Here is a 22,901-nt window from a genome sequence, read left to right on the forward strand (position 1 = left end):
TCTATTTGATCGATGGTGAAACTGCGAAAATGTGGACCTGATGCGAAAGTGGCTCACTAGCACGCAGGATGTCCAAACAGGTACCGGTTACCAACGCGTTGGGTGGCGCACTCATCGGCTCGACGGCCACTGATCGGCCTCGGCCGGGATAGGGTTCGCCCCACGTGGGATCAGGCGTGAAGATTTGCAACCAATCCAACCCCGCGGAACAGTGCATTTCTACCCCGCTGCCTGCGCTGGTGAGACGCACTGCGCCATCCGTGGCGTGAAAACAGTCGTCGAGAAGCACGCCCCGCATGGGCAGCTGCGCCAGATTGAGCTTGGGGTCGGTGAGTTCACCGCGGGGCAGGTTGCGATCGTCTAGGGGCAGTTGCTTATCGACGTGCACCTCGAGCACACATTCGTCTAGTGGCGCTCCTTGCGCATTGAGATAGGTGTGCAGGCCAAAGGCATAGGGCGTTTGGGGTGCGCTTCCGGTGGCGGTAAAGGTGGCGTGCAAGCCATCCTCACCGAGCTGGTAGGTGGCGGTGATAGTGAGGGGCCAAGGCCAAAATTCGGTTTCCGGGATCTCGACAGCGAGCACGGTGTGGGCGGGTAACTGTTTGAGGATTTGCCACTGCCGATCGCTGACGAATCCATGGATGGCGTTGTTGCGTTCTGGTTCGTTGATCGGGAGGCGGAACCGCTGTCCATTGAAAGCGAAGGTGCCGTCAGCTACCCGGTTGGGCCAAGGCGCGAGTACTACTCCGGCCGAGAGCGGCGGGAATTCGCCGTCTGGATATGTCTCGATCAGCGGTGCTCCCCGCCAGGTAAGCGCTTTTAGCCCTCCTCCCCACGTGGAGATTTCTGCCCGGTAATCCCCCAAAGCTAAAGGTACGACCGGGCTGGTGTTTGCGCTTTTCGACGCCCGTTCGGTGTCTCCACCGGGGTGGGCTGAGTCGCCAAACATGCGTTGCTCCTTATGTGAGCTCACTGATAAGTAGGCGACCAAAGTGGCCACCGCCTCACTACTAAGCCACACTCTAAGTCTTCTTGACCAATCAAGTCAATGAGCTAGAGAGCAACGGCTGGTAGGTATCGACCAGCTGCTAAAGCTGCGCCACGCTGTTAGCCACCAAGGCAGTAAAGAAGGGGATCTCTGCAGGGTAGACGAACTCATGGCGCGCATGGGCACCGGCACCATTTGCCCCAATTCCACATACGACCGGAATACCCAGCGGTGCGATGTAGTTGGCATCGCTTGCGCCCCCGACGGACACGTGATCAATTTCTCGCCCCATCTCGGTCGCCGTGCGAGCCACCAAAGCGTAAAGCTGCTGCGAGGCTGGCGTGAACTCCATCGGCGGCCGATTCCATTCCTTACGCACGTCCATCTTCACCCGGGGATCCGACCAGGTGATGAGGTCGAATTCCTTATCTAAGCGGTGCATTTCCGCCTCGGTCCGAATGCGAATGTCCAACATTGCGGTCGCTTTTCCAGCGACGACGTTGCTGCCGGTGCCACCGTCGATAAGGCCAACGTTGATGGTAGTACCGGCTTCCTCGGAAGCTAGTTGCGTCGCCGCGAGGCACCACTGCATGAGCGCGGTGATTGCGCTGGCACCGTCCTGCGGATTCAGCCCGGCGTGGGATTCGACGCCAGTGGCGGTCACCGTGACCAGCCCAACGCCCTTGCGGGCAGTTTTCACTTTGCCCTCATGAGACGCTTCGAAAACAAACGCGGCCGTGCTGGTGCGAGCTTCCTCCTCGATGATTGGCCTCGAGGTCAGCGACCCAATTTCTTCATCGCCGTTGATGACCAAGGTGATGGGCGGATGCGCGATGTTGTTGGCTTGCAGACCGCGAATTACCCAGATCGCCTGGACTAGGCCAGTTTTCATATCGAAGATACCAGGCCCGGTGAGCTTCAGGCCGTCCTGCTGTACTGCCTCGCCCCATTCGGACAGTGTTCCCCTGGGCCACACGGTGTCGTAGTGACCGACCAAGAGAACTTTGCCTGGTTGGTCACCTGGCACGCGCACAACGAGGTGGCTACCCAATTCGGGTTGCGGATGCTCTTCGAGTTGGTACCCAGGGGCAAGCCGGTCGGCGAGGATCTCGCGGATCTTCGTCAGGCCGTCGTCTAGCCCGGCGCGATCGCGACTGTAGGTTTCTACCGAAACCAGCGAGAGAATATCCGCGGTGATCTCTTCCAGATGGTCAGTGAAGTATGCGTGGAGTTTATCCATTTTCAGCTCTCCTTTTTCTAGAAACCGAATGGCAAGCCGGCCAGGTACCACACCATAAAGAGGGCGACCCAGACCACCCAAACGACACCTGCCAGGGGCAGCGTGAAGGATGCGAGTGTTCCGATTCCAGCCGACTTCTTGTAGTTCTGGATAAAGCCCAGCGCCATGACGAAGTACGGGCTCATTGGGGTCACGCAGTTGGTGACAGAGTCGGCGACACGGTACATCGCCTGGGTCGCTTCCGGTTCGATTCCCAGCAGCATCAGCATCGGAATAAATACTGGCGCGGCGAGTGCCCACATGGCAGAACCACTTGTCAGCACCAGGTTCATGATCGAAATGATAATCGCCATACCCAGCAGGATTGCCCAGCCAGGGGCGTTGATGTTTTTGAACACCGTCGCGCCGTGAATGGCGATAACTTGCCCGATACCGGTCCACTTGAAGTACGCCAAGAACTGCGCAATGGCGAAGAAGAGCACCAGGATCGGTGCCATCGATTTGAAGCCGTCGCTCATAGCAGGCAGTACGTCGCTGAGCTTGCCGTAGGTACCCACGGACTTGCCGTAGGTGTAGCCAATAACTGCAAAGAACAGTCCGATGACGCCGGCCATGCCCTCCATGACTGGAGACTTCAGGATTCCGCCGTCGGCACCTCGGAATGGCGAACCAGGGATAGCCAATGCTGCGGCGAGCAGCGCGAAGAACACTAATGCTGCCAACCCGGCGCGTGCGAGCGCGCGACGCTCTGCTGCCGAGACGTCGTAGTTTTTGCTTACCTCTGCTTCTGCAACGTAGTCGTGGTCTACATCCAGGTCCGGACGCTTGGCCAGGATCTTTTCCACCACGATGGTGATCACCAGGGCGACGACGATGGAAGAAACCAGGGAGAAGAAGTAATTAGCCGTTGGATTCATGCTGCCAGCAGGATCGATCGTGTGGATCGCGGCAGTAGAAATGGTGGAAAGCAGGATGTCCGTTGGGGTGATAGATGGCGAGGCATCGTAGCCAGCAGACACGGATACGAAGGCGACGATACAGCCGAGGATCGGGCTGCGACCGAGCGACCGGAACACGATGCCACCGAGTGGAATGAGGGTGACATAAGCGGCGTCACCGGCCACGTGTCCGATCATGCCTGCGTAAGCCAGCGCAAAGGTAGTGTAGCGTGCCGGCACCTTGGTCACGGTGAGGCGCAGTACAGAATCGAACAGCCCACTCTTTTCGGCTACCACGATGCCCAGCATCGTGGTCAAAATGGTGGCCAACGGTGGGAAATCCGCGAAATTCTTGACGATATCGCCAATGATTACTTCCGCGCCCTGCTGGGTGAGCAGGGACTTCACCACTACTTTCTTTCCATCCGCAGGGTTGATTGCGTCCACCCCGAAATGGTTAAGGACGGCGCTGAGCAGCACAAGGAGGAAAGAAAGGATGCAGAACAGCCAAAATGGGTGAGGAAGCTTGTTCCCCCACTCCTCGATGACGTTGATGGATCGGAAGGCAAAATTGATGAGCCTACCTCCCGCGACTTGTTGTTGTGAGTTGCGTGGTTGAACTCCGGCACTGCCAGACATTTTCATCCCCTTTCTCCGCTCGTGAATACATCTATGACCTCACTTACCCAAGATTAGGCAAGCGACTTGGATCACAGTAGACCATGAATTGGCGAATACAATCAACGACGGGGTATAGATTGCAAGAAAATAAACCCCCGTTCCCAAGTAGTCCCACAAAAAGACGAAAACCATGCTCAATCGCACTGACTTAGACATCATTGGCGCCCTGTTCTACGACCCCCGCGCCAGCATCGACACCCTAGCCCACGTCGCCGACGTCTCTCCCTCGACTGCGTCACGACGCCTAAAACAGCTCATCGACAGCCATCGGGTCCACATCGTTGGTGAGGTAGCCTGGCAACTCTTTTCCGACTCCTACCCCGTCCACGCCTGGATCCGCGTCCTTGGCACCGACATCACCAGCGTTGCCCGAACCATCGCGGCCCTGCCCGAGGCCCAGCATGTAGCGACAATCTTTGGCAGGGAACCAATTTTTACCACCTTGAATGCGCGATCTGACTCAGCATTGCTGCAGCTTATCGACGACATCCAGCAAATACCCGGTGTCTCCACCGTCATGACCCTGCCGATCTTGACATGGGCAGCTAAAGCCTCTGGCTGGAACCCCCGATTGTTGAGCGATTCCCAAGTAAGTCAGATCCCCCACCCACAAGACTTCCCTACCCGGGCTCAACCAGCTGGCTTTGCACCCACCAAGACCGAACTCACAGCGTTGCGAGGACTCCAGCGAAACGGCCGCTTTACGGCGGCTGAACTAAGCACGTTGGCAAAGGTGTCAGCGCCGACTGCTCAGCGCACAATCAACCGCATCATTGACCGGGGTTGGCTTCGGCCGCGTGTCGAATGCAACCTGGCAGACATCGGCATTACCTGCAGATTCTTAGTCCGGATCCAGACGGACCCGCAGCACACCGAAGCGGTACTCCGCGCAGTATCATCCCACCCGGCGAACCGATTTGTCACGCAAGTTGCAGGTGACGCCGACATTTTCGCCGTCGGCGTCTGCACGGATCGCCAGGAACTCGCTCGAATCATCAACGAGGATCTCGCGAACATCCCTGGGGTACGCGGGACTCGAACAGACATCATCGCTAGGGACTGGAAACGCTACTGGCACACACTGGGGCCCGACGGTGAGCTCGGTGATTTCCGCCCGCCGAAGGTGCGGTAGGGGGCTGAAAGGTGAAGGCCCCTACCACCTCCGGCTAGAAGCTCAGCACCCGCCGGAATTCAAAGCGAACTTCGTCCCCGATCGCTACCTGAGTCGGGCTCATAGCGCGGAATTCGAGCCCGTCTGATTCGATAGTGAGTGAAAAACCAGTGCGATCGAATAGCGCCGAACGGACCGTTCCGCGTCGAGTGCCATCTTCGTCAACGACCACGTCTGCGGGCAGAACGGCTTCCCCTGTGGGCAAAACCGTAGCATCCCCCATGAAGGCAGCCACGAAAGCGGATACCGGGGAGTTGAGAATGTTACTTGAGGTGCCGATTTGTTGGATGGCGCCGTCGGCAAGCACCACTACGCGGTCGGCAAGCGCAAGGGCTTCGGAGCGGTCGTGAGTGACGTGGACTGCGGTGAGGCCCTGGCGGCGCACTAGGGAGAGAATGTCGCGTCGCAAGGAATCCCGCAGGGGTTCGTCGAGGGCGGACAGCGCTTCGTCGAGAAGTAGGACCCGTGGTGAGGACACGATTGCGCGGGCTAGAGCTACTCGCTGCCGCTGGCCTCCCGACAAGCTCGCCGGGGAACGCTTGTCAAACCCAGAAAGCCCTACGAGAGCTAACGCTTCGGTGACCGCTGGGGCGCTAAACTTCCGCGCCCGGCGCAGCGGGTACGCCACGTTTTCGAACACGCTCATGTGTGGCCACACCGCGTGCTGTTGGAACACCATGCCCAATCCACGACGTTCCGGTGGCACCCCATCCATCGGGGCACCACCGATGGACACGGTTCCGGAAGACGGCGTTACGAATCCAGCGATGGTGCGCAACAGCGTGGTTTTGCCCGAGCCGGAGGGCCCAACCAGGCAAACGAATTCCCCTGGTTCGACATCAAGAGAGACTTCGGTGAGCCCCAACGTCCCATCGGGGAAAGTCACGGACACATCTGATAAAGAAATCATGAAACTTTCTCCCTCAAAGTCACGCTGAGCGCAATCACGCCCACAACAACAAACAGCAGCGCCAATGCGCTGGCCTGGTTGTAGTCACCAGCCAGCTGGAGATTAAAGACCTGCACACCGAGGGTGGTCGTCCCCGGAGCCACCAGCAAAATGGAAATTGTCAGCTCTCGAACCGCAGTAACCAAGACCAGTACTGCGCCCGACAGCGCTGCGGGGATCGACATGCGTCCCGAAGTATCAAGCAGAGCCCGCAGCCGAGAGGCGCCGGAGATCCGAGCTGCTTCCTCTACCGCCAGCGAAGTTTGCTGCAACGGTGCCCGAACTGCCTGCAACACGAGAGCTGTGAAAGCACAAATGTAGGCCCCAAGAATGATCCATCGCGTGTTGTATGCGCCGGTATAGCGGCCCAGAATGAGCCAACCCACGCCAATAATCAAGCCAGGCAGTGCAGTCGGTAGCAGGATCACCAGAGACATCGCCGTGTTAGACCAGTGCTTAGTTCGGGTGACGATGATCCCCGCCAGCCAGCCCAACACCCCGCACAGCACGGCTGCGGAGGCCGCGAGAACTGCGGAATTAGTAAAACCGTCGATGACCCGCGGGTTTGCCAGCGCGAGTGAAAAATTGGCCAGTGAAATATTGTCCAAAGTAAACGGAACGCCTGGCGCGGGTAGCAACGAACGATACCCCAGCCCGACGAGTGGCGCGAGGGTGATCAGCAAACCGAGTGTCCACGCAAGGGCCGTCGTCAAGCCACGGGCCCGGCCGAGCGGGTAACGCTGGGTGCCGCCATCGGCCACGCTTGTCGACGCCCACATGGACACAACGTAGTCGCAGATCACCGCTGCAATGCCGAGCAGCAACAACACGACTCCAACCGTGGAGACCACCTGAAGTGGATTGGTTACGGTACCGGAATCCATGAAGCGGTAAATCATGGTCGCAAGCGTTTCGAAGCGTGCTGGTGAGCCGAGGATCGCGGGGATACCAAAATCAGCGAGGTTTGCTACCGCGGTGAGAGTGAAGGCACTGAGCAAAGCCGATCGCAACAGCGGCAACGTTACGGTGCGGATCGCTGTATAAACAGAGGCACCAGATATTCTGGCAGCCAATTCCATATCGGCCGGGATGTGGCGGAGGGCGCTCGCGATCACCAGGTAGACCACCGGGTAGGAATGCAAAATCATCAGGACGATAACCCCGTCGGCTCCGTAGATGTTCCACACCTCTTGGCCAAACCACTTGTTAATTCCTTGCCGTGGCCCGAACAACTGCATCCACGCAATTGCACCAATAAACGGAGGAACTAGCAGCGGGCTGAGCATTAACAAGCGTAAATATTTAGCGCCCCGAACATCGGTACGTTCCAGCGTCAACGCGGCAAACGTGCCGACGAGCACAGCGCCGAAACTCGAGACGATGGTGGTATAGGCAGAGTTCCAGGTAGCGGTGGCGATCCCTTGTTCTAGGAGTACGGGAATTTGATTCCCGCCTAGTGCCAGGGAAACCACCAAACCTAGTGGGGCAAGGAAAAGACCAGCGAGGACGAGCCATAGGCCCGCCCTCATGAGTCGAATCTGGGTCACTTTATCGCTTCCTGGAAGGTAGCCGTCGCAGCCTTCTTATCAGCGGTGATCTTCTTCAAATCCTGGTCCATCAGCTTGATGTCCTTGAGAGCAGGGGCATCCTTCGGGGAGCCTGCGTCTTCGCGAACTGGCAGGTAATTTTGCTTAACTGCTAGCTCCTGGCCTTCTTTGGAAAGCAGGAATTCCAGGTACTTGGTGGCAGCTTCCTGGTTCTTGGAACCCTTAAAGATGCCAGCTGGCTCGGTAATATAGGGCGCGCCTTCAGCAGGGTATGCCACCGCGATTGGAGACCCCTTCGCTGCCAAGTCACGCACGAGGTAGTCCACCACGATGCCAACCGGACGGGAACCGCTCGCGATTTCCTGGGATGCTGGTCCATTGGACTTTGCGATCATCGGCTTGTTCGCGCCAAGCTTCTTGATCCACTCCTCCCCCAACTGCGGATCGTTCTTCCAGGCGGATGCGTTAAAGGCTGCCGCACCGGAAACAGCTGGGTCTGGTAGGACCAGTTTGTCCAGGTACTTCGGGTCTGTCAGGTCCTGCCACGACTGAGGTTTGTCGGTGATTTGCTGGGAGTTGTAAGCGATCACTGTAGGAATGAAGCGAGTCCCGACATAGAAGCCTTCTGGATCCTTGGCCTCTTCCTTTACTTTGGAAACGTCCAACTTATCGAGCTTCAGCAGATCCCCCGCCTCAGCATAAGTTTCAAACGTTGGAGCATCAGCTGCCCAAAGAATATCCGCGCCGACGTTACCGGTCTTCTTCTCCGACTCGATACGGGCGTTCAGATCGCCGGTACCACCGCGGAAGACTTCAACGTCAATGTTTGGGTTCTTCTCTTTGAAGGCCTTGTTGATCTCATCGACCTTTGCCTCCGGCTCGGAGGTGTAAACGGTGATCTTCGTCTTCTCCCCAGCCTTGTTTGTGCTGTTCTCGCTTGGCTGGCTTGGCTCGGCGCAAGCCCCAAGCAGAGTGGCTGCCGCAACGACGGCAACAGCTGGCTTTAGCAAATCCTTGGAAAGCATGAATTGGTTCTCCCGTTTTCGATCAACGAAGCAGCACTTTTGTGCAACTAGCCATCTTGGTATGGGTAGCCTAACTTCGCAGGACTTGGTTCCAAATGGGGGTGACTCCAGCTTGAGGCAGAAATTGATCGGCGCTTGTTGGCGCTGCTCTCGGTGCTAAATTGCCGTGACTTATGCTACCGGAGGGATTGATTGGCTCGCTCCGAGCTGTTCCAGACTAGGAAATGGGAGGAAGCGGTGTGAGCGAGGAGGTATGTTTGCTGTTTCGTCGGGCCCATCCACGAAAGCAATGCACTCTCGGGATTCTAATTCGCCGATTACATGCTCATACTTTCAATAATGCCACCTGTACCTCGTCAGGGTTGCTGTGCGATACACCCTTGTGCCGAATCATAATACCATCACAGCTAGGCAAAGCTGTCTAATTGATGTATGTTCATCTCCAGGATCCAGAAGCCTGGCCGATAGGCCCTTTACCTGGCCAGCTGGCAACCGCACGATCGCCCTGCCCGCACAGATTTCGTGGACCAGGACATGAACGGTGCCCGTAAGGGGAGATCCGCCTCGCTCAAACCGAGTTGAGGAACTGCGATCCTTTCAGGGAGAATCCCGATGTCTGAATTCTGTGAGCGATTTGAGACAGGACATAATCTGTTTTACAAACTCGCGATTGCAAGCTTAAACAGGCAGAATCCCACGGTTTCGTTTCGCATTCTTACACAACATGGAAATATGTTCACCGCCAGCATTCTTGGTGGTGAACCGGTTTGGTGTTGGATGCACAACCAGGAGACTGCTACCCGGATCGTCGCAATTGCTGAATCCGGTGGCGAATGGAGGTTCGACCCCTCGTTGCGAATCATTCTCGCCCGCCTTGCCAACGGCAAGCATTCTGGCCCAAAGCCCACAGATCGTGCCTCTCGGAACCCACAGGTTGCTGCAACAGCTTCGCGACGCCCCACAGTGCATAACGAAGCCGATCTACGCCGACTTACGCCCGATTAGCGAGCGTCAAGATTAGGGTCGGTCACCGCGTAAGCATTACGACTGTCCGCCAGATCTAACTTGACACCTCACTCCCGTCGCGGAGATCATCCCCCGGTGTGCAGTCGCAGTATGTATGCACTCTTCCGCAACACACACCACCGAGCACCTACCCACTCAATAGCCGAAAATGTCACACTAAGCGCGTAACAAAGCAGGGAACACACCAGCCAAATTCCTGAGCGTATCCAGCTTAAATACCGGCGATTCTAGAATAAAGATTCTAGTTTTGCAGTCTTATGTCCACCCTTCCCCCTAAGATCATCACGCAAAGGAAAAAGGAGAGGTTATCCGCAGTGCCTAAACCAATCTCAACCGCCAGAACAATCTCGAGCCAAAAGCTTTTACCAGTTTCCAGCACCTCGAAAACTCCCGATCGCTTTTCACCCGCATGCATAAACTTCTACGCTTTCGAACTCCACCATGAGCCCCGCGATGAAAATCTTGCCTCCAGCGAGTGGCATTAAAACTGGCAAGCCTGTTACTTGCACAGCTCTATTAGCAGCGCTGACTCAGACGGCCTCACCTACCTCAGCCTAGCGAGTAAAGCACTCACGGAAGAAGCCGGCCCACTTCAGCCATACCGCTATTCCCAAACTATTTACTAGTCCCTAACCGTGGGTAGCACGATCGCTAATTACTACCCGCTTTCGATCATTCGCCCTGCGCTCCATCAAGCCACCACTTAGGATTAATAGGTATGACCAGACTCTCCTCGCTTGTCGCCGCTGTCCGCTCCCTCCAAGACGGCCCTGCCGCCGCCACCCCGGTCACAATCGTGTGCAGCCCAGGCGCCCGCGATGACATCGTGTTAGCCCTAGCCGAGGCAAATACTCAGGTAAACGTGCAAGTCCAAACCCTCACAATGCTGGTGGAAGCACAATTTCCAACAATGCTGCATGGACCAGAGCTCGCGCAGCTTGTCACTAAGGAGCTCCATCAGCTACCGGAAAGCTCCATCCTTAAACAGAAGGGTTTGGCCGAGGAACCAGCAACGCGCATCGGGGTCCGTCGTGCCGTCGAAAAGCTACTGCACTCGCCACGGGAACAATGGGCTGCCACCGGGGGCCGCACGCTGCCGCAGGAGATCGCGCAGATCGCAGAGCGCATCGCCACAACCAGCGCGCACATCCTCCCGTGCGATGCCTGGTCGCAGGTGAGCATCCCGGAACGCACCATCGTGTGGGATGTGGTCGCCACGAATCCAGCCGAAGACCGTCTGCTCGCACGCCTACCAAAGCCCTTAGCGCCCACGACAACGGCTGAGTCGGAACGCAAAGTCGTCGCAGATGAGCACACCCAGGCACTTGCTGTCCTGCACACCGTGCGTAACCAGCTCGCCACCACCCCGCTCCACCGGATCGGCGTGGCACTCCTTCGCCCAGAATTTGGGCCAGTGCTTCTCGACGCCGCCGAGGATCTCAAACTTCAGCTGCACACTGGCGCCACCTACTTGGAAGACCCGGCCGTCGCGACGCTGCTCGCGCTGCTCGACCTAGAGGTCGACGACATGCCTCGCTCCGGTTTGGCCACCGCACTCCAGCGAGGGCAAATCACTTGGTCTAAGGAAAAGGGCGAAAAGCCGAAGCTACACGCGTTCGACCGGCAATCGCGCAAGAAGGACAAACCGCGCACCTGGCCTCGGTGGGAAAGTGCAGACGACTCCACCGAAATCCGCTGGATCTTGGCGCTGAGGCAAGACCTCATCAAGATACGCAACACCAATTCCTGGACGCAGTGGGCTGACCGCGTCACCGACCTCGTGCACTCGCACCTCAACTTCAAGAAGGACGACCAGTGGTTCCTTGAAAGCATGCGTCAATACGATGCCCTAGGAATCGACTTCTCCCCGCTCGCAGCCAAAGAAGCACTTTGGGAAGTGGCGGCGACTTCGCCGCTGGGTGAAAAGGAAAACAAGGGCCTGCGCGTTGGCACACTTGAGAGCTTTGCAGGTTGCGACCTCGACCTGCTCATCATCTGCAATGCATCGAGCACTTGTCTGCCACACGGCCTTCCTGAGGAACCCGGGTTGTCCTGGGAACAACGCGACACCAGTACAGAACGCGAAGCACAACGACAAGAAGAAGTCTTCGCCTCAGCTCTGCGTTCCGCGGACAAAGTTATCTTCCTCCATCCACAACAACTGGCAGGTGGCGAATTCGGAGGCTCCCCTAGCCTGTGGACTTCCAACGCTTCCCGTACCACCTACACCACGCCGGACGGGAAAACCGTGGACGTTGTGCATGAGGCAAGCAACTTCCCCAACGCAAACAAGCGCACCCTAGCGTTCCTGCGTGCTGCCGCCGGTGAACTCCCCATCGCCACGCAGCAGTCCCTTTCGGTCTTGGGCGACCGGGATGCCGGCGCGACTCACAGCGAGTTCAATGGGTTCCTACCCAACTACACTGACTGGATCCACGGCAAAGAGTTCTCCGCCTCAGCGCTCAACGAATATATCCGTTCGCCATACCTCTACTTTCTCAAACAAGTCGCGCAACTTTACGAGTTCGAAGCGGACCCCGCAGACGACCTCGCAAGTAAAGACAGCGGCACAGTTTTCCACGAGATCGTCGAGAACTGGACCAAGTTGGTATGGCTCGATGCCACCCCACGCCCGATGAGCGCCAGCGACATCGACTGGGACGAAGCTCGCACCACCCTGGACACCTGCATTGACAAAGCCCTCAGCGCCCGCCTTCTAGAATCCCTCCCCGCCCTATCTCGGCTCACATTCAGCGAACAACTCCGCCGAGGACTAACCACCTGGTTCAAGGAGGAACGCGAACGAGCCCATGCAGGCTGGGTACCGCTCGGCGTGGAACACTCCTTTGGCAAGGATCAGAACATCCAAGCAACAGTAGCTACCCCGCTTGGCGAAATCTCCTTCCGAGGCAACATCGACCGAATCGAATACCACCCCGGCGAGCGCATCCTGCGGGTCGTCGACTACAAAACCGGCCGCAGCCACCTCAGCAAAGACACGATCCTCGACTGGGAAGATCCCAAAAAGTTCAGCGTCCAGCCCTACCTCTACGGCTTCGCGATGTCCACCGCCCTGCACACCGGCACGATCAAGGAGCTGCTTATCGACGCCGGCTTCCCCACAGCCGAGATCAATCCCGAAATCCACATCTGCTTCTACTACATCAATCAAGAGAGCGACAAACGCTACTTCAGCGACACCTACAACGTGGAAACGAACGATGAATTCGTGCTTTTCCTCCTCAACCTGCTGGAACTCCTGGAAGCCGGGCTGTTCTACCCACGCGAAATCGACAACGGCATGTGGGGGCCACGCAGCGATGTTTTGCGACTCGGTGCCAACAACTATGCCCGACAAGCAGCCGCTCTCACCACCACTCTGCGCACCCACTATGAGTCACTCAGCGCCAACCCCGCAGAATTAACCACCGAAGATAACGCCGGAGAAGAGGACTAACCGATGCACACACTCAACGACCAACCAGCCCGCGACCGCATCCGCACCGGTGTCCATGAAACGCTCTTCGTCGAGGCCGGCGCCGGAGCTGGAAAAACCACCAACCTTATCGGCCGACTACTCACCTTGATTCTCGAGCACAAAGTACCCGTCAGCCAGATTGCAGCGATCACCTTTACCAAAAAAGCTGCCGCCGAACTTTCCGAAAAACTCGCCAGCGAGCTCAGCAAACACGAAAACAACCCTATCGCCGAGCGAGCACTCCTCGAACTTCCAAGCGCCGCATTCGAAACCCTACATAGCTTTTGCCAGCGCCTGCTCCAGCTCTACCCTCTTGAAGCAGGCATCCCACCCGAAATCGAAGTTCAAGACAGCTTCGCCGAAGCCCGGCAATCCAGACTCCTCAAAGACCGCATCAACGACGCCTTCACCCGCGCGCTCGAAGGCACCCTCGACATCGCCGGACTCTCCCAAGGCAAAGTGCTTGACGACGACCTCCAGGCCGCCATCCACCATGTCGCTGACACCAACGTCACCATGGAATCCATCTTCGAACTCGCTAGCTACATGGATGACAACTGGGGTGAACTTCGCCCCACCCTCAACGCGACCCTGCCTGAGGAATACACATTTGATGCAGGTGACGCCGAACGAATCGTGTTGTCTTTGCGCGAGAAACTCAATCAATGCACCGATACGGCCGACCTATTTGCCGTCAACCTCTCGAATCAAATCAACGCCCTGGAACAGCGCATCGCAAACCAAGATTTCACCGATGTCGGCGACTTCACCAAAGGTAGAGGAGGTTCGAAGAAGAACTGGGGCGGAGCAGACGTCGCTGCGCTAAAAGCCGAGTGCGCCGAGCTTTTCGGTGCCTGGAACTCAGCCGTCGAAAAGCAAAACGCACGCCCGCGAGCGGTCCTCCGGTACGTGCTCGCCCTACTCGTGATCGAGCATGCTCGCGCCCGGCATCGCAGCGGGAAACTCCAGTTCAACGACCTCGTTTATCTAGCAGACGAATTGCTCGCGACCAATGCTGACGTGCGTGCCGACACCCACCAGCGGTTCACCCACCTCCTCGTCGACGAGTTCCAGGACACGGACCCGGCTCAGTTCCGCATCGTCACCGCGATCGCCACGGACCCCACCACCGGTGCCATCACACCCGGGGCACTGTTTACCGTCGGCGATCCAAAGCAATCAATCTACCGATTCCGGCACGCCGACCTGGACACATACCTCAAGGCGAGGGCTGAGAATCCGGAGGGCCTAGTGGAACTCAAGACGAACTTCCGCTCCACCGCCAAGGTCCTGAACTGGGCAAACGATGTATTTTCCGAATACTTCGCCAACGCAAGTGACCTTGCTGAAAGCAAAGTACCCAAGCATCTGCACCCGCTTTCCGTCGACTTCACCCCACTCGACGCTCTCACCGACGCCCCTGGTGAGCACAGCCATGTCTTTACGCTGGCCTACGATGACGACAAAGAAGAAGGCATTTCCGCAAAGGACGCAGAGGCCGCCGCCATCGAAGGAGCGATCCAGCTTGCGTTGACGCAGCAGTGGCAAAAGCGAACACCCAACGGGCTGGCAAACTTGCAGCTTGGTGACATTGCCATCCTCGTACGTACCCACGCGCACGCCGCTAATCTCATGCAATACTTCGACAAGGTACGCCTTCCCTACATCGCCGAAAGCGCAACACTTACCTACCTGGCCACCGAAATCGAAGAATTTCACACTGTCGTCCACGCTGTCGCTGACCCAGCTGAATCGCTTTCCGTCGGTGCAGCTCTGCGGACCAGTCTGCTCGGGATCTCGGACCTTGAACTCGCAGAATGGGCTACCACAGAAAATAAGTGGTCTCCATTCCAGCCGGACCTGGACAAGCGAACCGACCGCGTTTCCGAAGCGCTCAAAACCATCCGGGACCTGCACTTTAAGTCCCGACGCATGCCTGTCGACGAATTCATCTCCATGGCAATCGACACCCTTGCACTACCTCAACTAGCCGCAGCGTATGGCGACTTCCCAATCGAGGCCCTCAGGCGACTGGAATTTGTCAAGCACAACGCCCGCGCCTTTACCACTGCGACGCACGGCACGCTGCGCGAATACTCCGAGTGGGCTGACGCGCTCGCCAACGAGCGCCACCAACTCAAAGACCCCGAAGCCACCGCAGTAAATGCCGTGCGCATTCTCACGCTGCATGCCGCCAAAGGTCGTGAATTCCCTTTTGTCATCCTCGCCGGAATGTACGCCCAAAAGAATTCCAACCCTCCGCAGCGCAGCTTCCACCCCGCCGACCACGTCCTGGAATACCACATCGGCAAACTCGCCTCCCCACGAGCCGATGACATCAAGCTCTACAACAAGCTTGCCGACGACCAAGAAACCGCCCGACTCTTCTACGTCGCAGCTACCCGCGCCGAAGACCACCTCGTTGTCGGACGCTACACCAAGACGAAAACAAACAGCACCGCGCATGCACTAAACGTAGCGATCGAAAACACCCAAAAAGACGCTGCGCTTAATGCCACGGACCTCCCCGCCACCGAGTACACCTACGCTATGCCCCTATCACCGACGCTGCCCGCAGAAACCAGCGACACCCTCGCAATTTCCACCGCGCAGTGGCAGAATGCCGAACACCCACGACAAGCTGCGACCGCGCTCGCACACCGACCCGAAACTCATCTGGAACTCGACCCCTCCTGGGAAGTGGCCTTCCACGAACGAGCACACCACGGCAAGGAACAAGGCACCGCGTTGCACTGGATCATGGAGCACGCCGGCACTGCCCCACTCGCCGAACTGGTACAACGCACCGCCGTATCGACGACCGCCCAAGCCGAACTCCTCACGATGGCAACCACCCTCATGGAATCCGACATCGTCACGAAAGCGTTCGCCTCCGACCATTACCGCGAGCTACCCATCTTCGGCACAGTGGATGAACATGTCGTCGACGGCGTAATCGACCTGCTCTACCGCGAAGACGACGCCTGGGTCATCGCCGACTACAAGACGGACCTGTCCGCCACATCCCAGACCGTCGGCGAATACTTCCTGCAGCTCAGCTACTACGCACGGCTGCTCGGCGAAGACTTCCCGGTCAAGCGCCTCGAATTGCTCTTCCCCAAAGGAAAGCAGGTTGTAGTTCGAAGCAAAGACTTCCCCGGAGCCTAGGCGGTAGAGGCCGAACGGACGTCGACAAGCAAAAGCCCGGGCCAGCACTGCTGAACCCGGGCGCAAACCACCAGCCTAGTACGCAGCGCCTTGCTCGCGATCCAGGTGAGTCTCCGACTTGTTCTTGAGCCAGAAAATGTACACCATCAGCGAGATAAACACACCGCAGGTGATGTAAGCGATAAACCAGTTCACCTGATTATGGACAGTCGCCCACTCGTACACCATCGGCGCAGTGCCACCGAAGATCGCATTCGCCAGGCCATAACCCAGGCCCACACCCAGCGCGCGGATGTGCTTCGGGAACTGCTCCGCCTTCACCAGCGCATTGATCGACGTGTAACCAGCCAGGAACACGTACGCGACCAGCACGAACAGGATCGACATCGCGGGCTCGTGCTGCTTCGGAAGTTAAGTAACAAAGAAGTAGGTCCAGACCAACGCACCTGCACCAAACCACACCAACAGTGGTTTGCGGCCAATCTTGTCCGAAATCAGCCCGCCGATCGGCTGCAGAATCAGTAAAACGATCAATGTGAGCAAGTTGATGTTAGTCGCGGTCTCTGGGCTCGACTTGTACGCCGTCTTGATCATCGCCGGCCCAGAAACACTAAACGCGTAGAAACACATCGTGCCGCCCAGCGTCAACAAGAACACCAGCAACAGTGGCGACCAGTACTTCGTCAATAGCTCACCCATCGAGCCAGACTGCTTATCGACGCTCTCCTGCGGCAAACTCTCATCCATCGAGCGACGAAGCCAGAAGACCACAACCGCGCCCAGGCCGCCGATCAAGAACGGAATACGCCAACCCCACGCCTTAATGTCCTGCTCAGACATCACCTGCTGCATAATCAGCAGCACCAAAGTAGCCAGAACCTCGCCGCCGACAAGCGTCACGTATTGGAAACTCGACAAGAAGCCACGGCGATCACGAGTAGCCGCCTCAGAAGTGTACGTGGCAGAAGTGCCGTACTCACCACCCGTCGCGAAACCCTGTACCAGGCGACAAATAACCAGCGCGATCACCGCAGCAAAGCCAATGGTTGCATGGGTAGGGAGGATAGCAATCACGAAGGAAGCGGCCGCCATCATCAAGACAGAAAACGTCAGAGCGGACTTGCGGCCATGGCGGTCAGCCCAGCGACCGAAGAACCAGGAGCCGATCGGACGCATCACGAATGTCGTGGCGAACACGGCCATCGAGTTCATCTGTGAATTCTTCACATCACCGAAGAACTGGGAGGCGAAATAGCTAGAGAACACGGTGTAGGTGTACACGTCGTACCACTCGACCAGGTTGCCGGCCGAGCCTCGCACCGTATTGAGGACAGCTCTCCGGAGGTCATCCGGATGGTCCCGCTACTGCGCGACTGCTTGTGACATAGGATCCCTTTCAGTAATTTAGCGAAGTGGAACACATCACATAGGCCAGGGTGGTGTTGGAGTTAATTTCATGGGTCAAGGTCTCAAGCTTCCAGGCAACCAACATGCCCCGTCATCGTATGGTGGATCTCGGAGAAACTTCGACCTTCTTCTTGCCCAAAAGCGTTGATCGTTCATGCTCCGGAACAACCTCGCACTCACCGGAATCGACAAGGCGACGGTATCCCTGTACCTCCTCTTTCAGCTTCCCGCTAAGCAAGTAGATCCCCAGCAAGTTTGGAACTACGACGATGAAAAATACAGAGTCCGAGAATCGAGTGACTGTTTCGAGTGACACCGCTGCACCTACCACGATCATCAACAGGTAGACGACGTCGTACATGCGACAAGCGAAGCGATTTCCTTTGAACAAGAAGCCAGCTGCTTGACGACCATAGAAGGAGTAGCTCAGGACGGTCGAGAAACCAAAGAGGACAATACATACCGACAGAATTACAGGGAACGCGGCGTGAACAGTGGAGAAAGCATTCGTGGTCAAAATGATGCCATCGGCCCCTTCATTTTGGTATTGACCAGTAACGATAATTGCGAATGCGGTGAGTGTACATACAATCACCGAGTCAATAAATGGCTCCCACGCAGCCACGAATCCTTCTTCAGCAGGACGATTGTTTTTCGCGACCGAATGCGCGAGGCCGGCCGAACCCACACCAGCCACATTGGAAAACAGTGCACGTTGAATGCCGATAATTGCAACGCCAATCAGCCCACCTTTAACTCCCTCCCCGGTTAGACCTCCCACCACAATTAACTCAATCGCTTTTGGAATCTGTTGATAGTTGACCAACACAATTGCGCTGGTTGCAAGAAAATACAACACAGCCATGACCGGCACCAATCGGCTGGTCATGCTGGCGATTTTTTGAATTCCTCCGAGAATCACAACACCAGCAACTAATGCCAGACCGACTCCGATGAGCCATCCTCGTCCATTCAATGGACTGCTCTCACCACCACTGATATCAATCATGAAGCGTCCTGGGTTTTGTTCCTACTCACTTTTGAGAGGATTGGAACATGGCCAAGAGGTATTCACAGGAGTTCAAGGATCGCGCGGTGCGGATGCTGATCGATCGTTTAGCCGATGATGGCTCGTGTTCTCAGTGGCAGGCGGTCAATGAGATCGCACCGAAGCTAGGGATCGCGAATGAATCGCTGCGCCGCTGGTACGAGCAGCATTTAGTGAACGCGGGTGAACGGCAGGGGCTTACGCGTGAAGAGCATGAGGAGATTAAACGGCTCAAACGCGAGGTTGCGGAGTTGCGGCGGGCGAATGAGATTTTGAAGACTGCTTCGGCTTTTTTCGCAGCGGAGCTCGACCGTCCGGCCCGATAATGATTGCTTATATTGATGAGTATAGGGATCGTTTCGGGGTCGAGCCGATTTGCCGGGTATTGGGCGTGAGTCTGGAGGGAGGGTTTATCACCTCTCGTGGCTACCGGCTGGCGAAGAGCAGGCCAGCGAGCGCCAGAAGCATACGAGACAGGATCCTGATCGATGAGCTCAAGAAGATCCACACCAAGAATTACAGCGTCTACGGGGTGCGGAAGATGTGGCATGCAGTGCGGCGTGCTGGTTGGGATGTTGGCCGTGACCAGGTGGCTCGGCTCATGAGAATCGGTGGAATTGAGGGTGTTCGCCGGGGACGCGCCCCAATCACAACCCGGCCCGTTCAGGAAGTAGATTCTCGTCCGGATCTGGTCAATCGGCAGTTCAAGGCCAGTAGGCCCAACCAGCTGTGGGTTGCTGATATCACGTATGTACGAACCCTATCCGGCTTCGTGTATACAGCGTTCGTTACTGATGTGTATAGCCGCAAGATTGTGGGTTGGGCGACGCGTTCTTCGATGAAAACCGAGGCGCTACCACTAGAGGCACTCGAGCAGGCCATTCAGGGAGCGAAAGATACTCTGGTGGATCTGACGCATCATTCCGATCATGGCTCGCAATACACGAGTGTTGCCTACAACGAGAAACTCGCTGACTACGGGATCAAGCCCTCCACCGGGAGCGTGGGTGATTCCTACGATAACGCGCTAGCCGAGGCTGTCAACGGCCTGTACAAAGCCGAGCTGATCTATTCCCAGCCCTGGTTCTCACTGACCGAGGTCGAGTTTGCGACGTTGAACTGGGTCCACTGGTGGAACCACGAGCGCCTCCACGAAGCCCTCGGATATAAGAGCCCTGCAGAGATCATCGATATGTATAATCACACCCGGGTCAGCGAGCTGACCCCCGTATAAGAAGCGGAACAAAACCCAGGACGCTTCAATCAAGTGCACCGCAATTTGATTGGACTGGAATATATTTCCCGCGCCCATCGCAGCAATCATAAAGCAAAACGCAAAGATGAAGCCCAGCGCTTTGCCTAGCTTCGGTTTGCCTATCGATGCCAGCCCATCCGTGAGGTAATACATTGGGCCACCAGCAATCGACCCGTCGTCATTAACGCGTCGGAACATTTGGGACAGCGTCGCTTCCGCTAGCTTTACCGCCATCCCCAATACCCCAGCAATCATGATCCACAATGCAGCCCCTGGGCCACCCATGGTGATGGCAACCGCTACACCGGCGATATTTCCCAATCCGATGGTTCCTGCCAATTCTGTTGCCATAGCCTGAAAGCTGGTTACCTCGCCAGGATCGTCATGGCGAGACATATGCCCGCGAATGATTCGCAGAGTTTGCATAGCATCCTTGAAAGGGCGCACACGCAGCCAAAAAGTTAAGAACAGGCCACCACACAAAAGCCAAAGAATTACGAGTGGAACTTGAGCGTCCCCGATGGGGATCGCGTAGAAGACGACTGTTTCCAATACATCCACGAAGGGGCCGAACACCCCTTGAATAGCTGCATCTATCGAACCGCTTTGGGACATGCTCTCTCCTTACCTGCTCTTATCTACAAATGCCGCCGGGACGACGACGTAAGTCAAATCAAAAGCAGAAACTAAAGTGATGTGGAACACATTATTTCTCGCAGTGTATCTTATGGATAACCGATAATCCATAAAATGGCGGGCAAATTTTGTAAACTACGTTTCGCTATAATTTTTCGAAGCACCGCCAAACTTCTGGCGACCGCCACATCAGGCCCCACCTACCAACACATCAGGCCCCGCCTACCAAGCCATAACCCCAAGGAGCGTCGATGACACAGCCTAAAGCCTGGGACCTGGGCGACCATTCGAGCAAGCTCCCACAAGCAACCCTTAAAGATTCCACCGAAAAACTGATTCGAAGTTTGCTACTTAACGGCGACATGAAGCCGGGCGAAATTTATTCCGCTAACAACCTCGCTCAGCAGCTTTCAATCTCAAACAGTCCGGTACGTGAAGCGATGATTGCACTCTCACACGCAGGACTACTACAGACGATCAAGAATCGCGGATTTCAGGTTGTGGAACTCACCCCAAAAGATCGACTGGAGGTCTATGAGATGCGATTAATGGTGGAAGTGGAGGCGGTTCACAAGGCCGCAAGCCTGCGGCTGTCCGATAATGAAGCAGCTCACCTACTACAGTTGGCACAGGAAAGCCTTGAAATCGCTCAGAACTCCAGTGGGAATTCTATCGGCGACTATTTGGATGCCGATGACAAGTTCCACACTTTTCTTGTTTCCCTAATTGGGAATAGACGCTGCTCAAAAATGGTACAGATTCTCCGAGACCAGTCTCGCGTCAACAACAATTATTCCCACCTCACCGACAGTGAAGAGCTTGTCCAAACTGCACGCGAGCATATTCTCATCACAAACGCCGTACTCGAAAATGAACCAAAGCGCGCTAAAAACCTCATGATCGACCATTTGGAATACGCAAAACCTTAAGTCCCGGCACTGCCCGGGGGCTCCGTGTCCGCCTGCCTTTAGCTAGCAAGCGCAAAAACACTCAACCTCGACAAATCACCCCCTACCCCGCCGGGCTTAAAAATTGTTCCCCAATTCGTGACATGGAACACATATGTGCGCTAAGGTTATCGATAACCGCTAAGCGGCAACTTTGAATATGGTCGTTGCTCAGCAGAGCACTTCTCGAAAGGAGGAAACCATGCAAGGGGAACCAGTCTCCCTCGAGCTGACATATGCCAACCATCAACCGGACATCGCAAACGTTGTGATCGTAGGCGGCGGAATCATGGGAATGGCTACGGCGTGGACGCTAGCCCACAATGGAGTCACCGGGATTGTCGTCATCGAACAATCAGAGTTGGGCAGCGGATCTTCCGCGAAGCCACTGGGTGGCGTCCGCGCAAACTTTTCTGACCCAGCGAACATTGTTCTGGGCAAACGATCGCTGGCAGCCTACGAGACCTTTGCCGATGACTTTGGTGTCGATATCCAGCTCAGCAAGGTCGGCTATCTTTTCGTAGCCCGAACCGAAGGAGAGCTGGAAAGCCTCAAGGCCTGCGCAAAGGCCCAACAGGAACTAGGCGTCGATTGTCGCATCATCACCGCAGCTGAAGCGGTGAGGCTCAATCCGCTTCTTTCTCCTACGCACATCACCGGGGCGATCTTCTCGCCGAACGATGGCCACGTCAAACCCTCCAAAGTCGTCGAAGGATACGCCCGCGCGTGCCAAGAGCTGGGGGTCACAATTCTCAATCACACCCAGGTACTCAACATTGCGGTCGTCGATAATGCAATTGATTCCGTAACCACAAACCGAGGCACCATTCACGCTCCCCGTGTCATCTGCGCAGCTGGCGCCTGGAGCCAACGGATTGGGGAAATGGTTGGCCAGCACTTGCCAGTCACCGCTGTGCGTCGCCTGATTGGCATTACTCCGCCTATCGACGGCGGCCACCCTACCATCCCGTTCACCATTGATCTCGGCTCAACAATGTATTTCCATAATTACGGCGAAGGGCTCCTAGTTGGGGTCTCGCATCCAGAAGAACCAAGTTTGTGCCGGGAATTCTGCTACGACTGGGTACAACAATTCTCCGAAACTGCTGAGTTAATCGCGCCAAGCCTTGCCAATCCAGCATTATCCGGCGGCTGGGGAGGTTTTTACGAAAACACTCCAGATCACAACGCCATGATCGGCGCATCAGAATCAGTGCAGGGTTTCTACTACATCACCGGTTTTTCCGGACACGGGCTTTTGCAAGCGCCGGCCGCTGCCGAATTGCTAACAGATATCTACCTTGGGCGGGAAAGCTTCATGGACCCCGCTGTTTGGTCTGCCAACCGCTTTGCAGACCTCGACCGACTAGTGCAAGAAGTAAACATCATCTAGCCAG

Annotated in this window: 14 protein-coding genes and 2 pseudogenes; 7 read left to right on the top strand and 9 right to left on the bottom strand. The window is 56.5% G+C overall.

Going from position 1 to position 22,901, the window contains the following annotated elements; all coding sequences use genetic code 11:
* Position 1: 1 nt before the first annotated feature.
* From CEPID_RS08940 to CEPID_RS08950, 3 genes are all read right to left on the bottom strand, one after another.
* A complete protein-coding gene (locus CEPID_RS08940) occupies positions 2-949 on the bottom strand; it encodes an aldose 1-epimerase family protein (protein ID WP_047240690.1) in 948 nt (315 codons plus the stop codon).
* Positions 950-1,088: 139 nt separating this feature from the next.
* Positions 1,089-2,228, bottom strand: coding sequence for a M20 family metallopeptidase (locus tag CEPID_RS08945; protein ID WP_047240691.1), 1,140 nt, complete (start codon positions 2,226-2,228; stop codon positions 1,089-1,091).
* Positions 2,229-2,245: 17 nt separating this feature from the next.
* Positions 2,246-3,805, bottom strand: coding sequence for an AbgT family transporter (locus CEPID_RS08950; protein WP_047240692.1), 1,560 nt, complete (start codon positions 3,803-3,805; stop codon positions 2,246-2,248).
* A gap of 172 nt (positions 3,806-3,977) precedes the next feature.
* Between CEPID_RS08950 and CEPID_RS08955 the strand changes: the two genes are divergently transcribed.
* Positions 3,978-4,979, top strand: a complete 1,002-nt coding sequence (locus CEPID_RS08955; protein ID WP_047240693.1) for an Lrp/AsnC family transcriptional regulator — start codon at positions 3,978-3,980, stop codon at positions 4,977-4,979.
* 34 nt (positions 4,980-5,013) lie between these two features.
* Here CEPID_RS08955 and CEPID_RS08960 read toward each other — a convergent pair whose 3' ends face one another.
* From CEPID_RS08960 to CEPID_RS08970, 3 genes are read right to left on the bottom strand one after another with little or no spacing between them, the layout of a single operon-like run.
* A complete protein-coding gene (locus tag CEPID_RS08960; protein ID WP_047240694.1) occupies positions 5,014-5,928 on the bottom strand; it encodes an ABC transporter ATP-binding protein in 915 nt (304 codons plus the stop codon).
* The gene (locus tag CEPID_RS08965; RefSeq protein WP_047241460.1) at positions 5,925-7,496 is read right to left on the bottom strand and encodes an ABC transporter permease; all 1,572 of its coding nucleotides are present in this window, start codon (positions 7,494-7,496) and stop codon (positions 5,925-5,927) included. The genes CEPID_RS08960 and CEPID_RS08965 overlap by 4 nt, the downstream gene beginning before the upstream one ends.
* Positions 7,497-7,510: 14 nt before the next feature.
* Positions 7,511-8,539 carry an ABC transporter substrate-binding protein gene (locus tag CEPID_RS08970; protein ID WP_047240695.1) on the bottom strand — a complete coding sequence of 343 codons (1,029 nt, stop codon included), beginning with the start codon at positions 8,537-8,539 and terminating at the stop codon, positions 7,511-7,513.
* Positions 8,540-9,316: 777 nt separating this feature from the next.
* On the opposite strand from CEPID_RS08970, the gene CEPID_RS08975 reads away from it, so the two are divergent.
* The 3 genes from CEPID_RS08975 to CEPID_RS08985 all read left to right on the top strand — a co-directional run bounded on the left by CEPID_RS08975 (position 9,317) and on the right by CEPID_RS08985 (position 16,211).
* Positions 9,317-9,544: a hypothetical protein gene (locus tag CEPID_RS08975; protein WP_144413497.1), complete on the top strand. Its 228-nt coding sequence runs from the start codon at positions 9,317-9,319 to the stop codon at positions 9,542-9,544.
* Positions 9,545-10,283: 739 nt separating this feature from the next.
* The gene (locus tag CEPID_RS08980; protein WP_047240697.1) at positions 10,284-13,022 is read left to right on the top strand and encodes a PD-(D/E)XK nuclease family protein; all 2,739 of its coding nucleotides are present in this window, start codon (positions 10,284-10,286) and stop codon (positions 13,020-13,022) included.
* A 3-nt stretch (positions 13,023-13,025) separates the two neighbouring features.
* The gene (locus CEPID_RS08985; RefSeq protein WP_047240698.1) at positions 13,026-16,211 is read left to right on the top strand and encodes a UvrD-helicase domain-containing protein; all 3,186 of its coding nucleotides are present in this window, start codon (positions 13,026-13,028) and stop codon (positions 16,209-16,211) included.
* A 75-nt stretch (positions 16,212-16,286) separates the two neighbouring features.
* On the opposite strand, the pseudogene CEPID_RS08990 reads toward CEPID_RS08985, so the two are convergent.
* Positions 16,287-17,531: pseudogene (locus CEPID_RS08990) on the bottom strand (MFS transporter).
* 178 nt (positions 17,532-17,709) lie between these two features.
* Positions 17,710-18,627, bottom strand: a complete 918-nt coding sequence (locus tag CEPID_RS08995; RefSeq protein WP_047240699.1) for an alanine:cation symporter family protein — start codon at positions 18,625-18,627, stop codon at positions 17,710-17,712.
* A gap of 47 nt (positions 18,628-18,674) precedes the next feature.
* Here CEPID_RS08995 and CEPID_RS13585 point away from each other — a divergent pair.
* A protein-coding gene (locus CEPID_RS13585; RefSeq protein ID WP_144413386.1) for an IS3 family transposase occupies positions 18,675-19,900 on the top strand; the annotation gives its coding sequence in 2 pieces (ribosomal slippage) (positions 18,675-18,954 and positions 18,954-19,900; 1,227 coding nt in all).
* An 81-nt stretch (positions 19,901-19,981) separates the two neighbouring features.
* Here CEPID_RS13585 and CEPID_RS13690 read toward each other — a convergent pair.
* Positions 19,982-20,536, bottom strand: a pseudogene (locus CEPID_RS13690) (alanine:cation symporter family protein); the annotation flags it as partial.
* Between the two features lie 272 nt (positions 20,537-20,808).
* On the opposite strand from CEPID_RS13690, the gene CEPID_RS09015 reads away from it, so the two are divergent.
* Together CEPID_RS09015 and CEPID_RS09020 are read left to right on the top strand one after the other, a co-directional pair.
* Positions 20,809-21,486: a GntR family transcriptional regulator gene (locus tag CEPID_RS09015; protein WP_047240700.1), complete on the top strand. Its 678-nt coding sequence runs from the start codon at positions 20,809-20,811 to the stop codon at positions 21,484-21,486.
* A gap of 220 nt (positions 21,487-21,706) precedes the next feature.
* Entirely contained in the window at positions 21,707-22,897 is a 1,191-nt protein-coding gene (locus CEPID_RS09020) for an NAD(P)/FAD-dependent oxidoreductase (RefSeq protein ID WP_047241462.1), read from the top strand.
* Positions 22,898-22,901 lie beyond the last annotated feature (4 nt).

It is taken from the genome of Corynebacterium epidermidicanis (assembly GCF_001021025.1).
Classification (GTDB): domain Bacteria; phylum Actinomycetota; class Actinomycetes; order Mycobacteriales; family Mycobacteriaceae; genus Corynebacterium; species Corynebacterium epidermidicanis.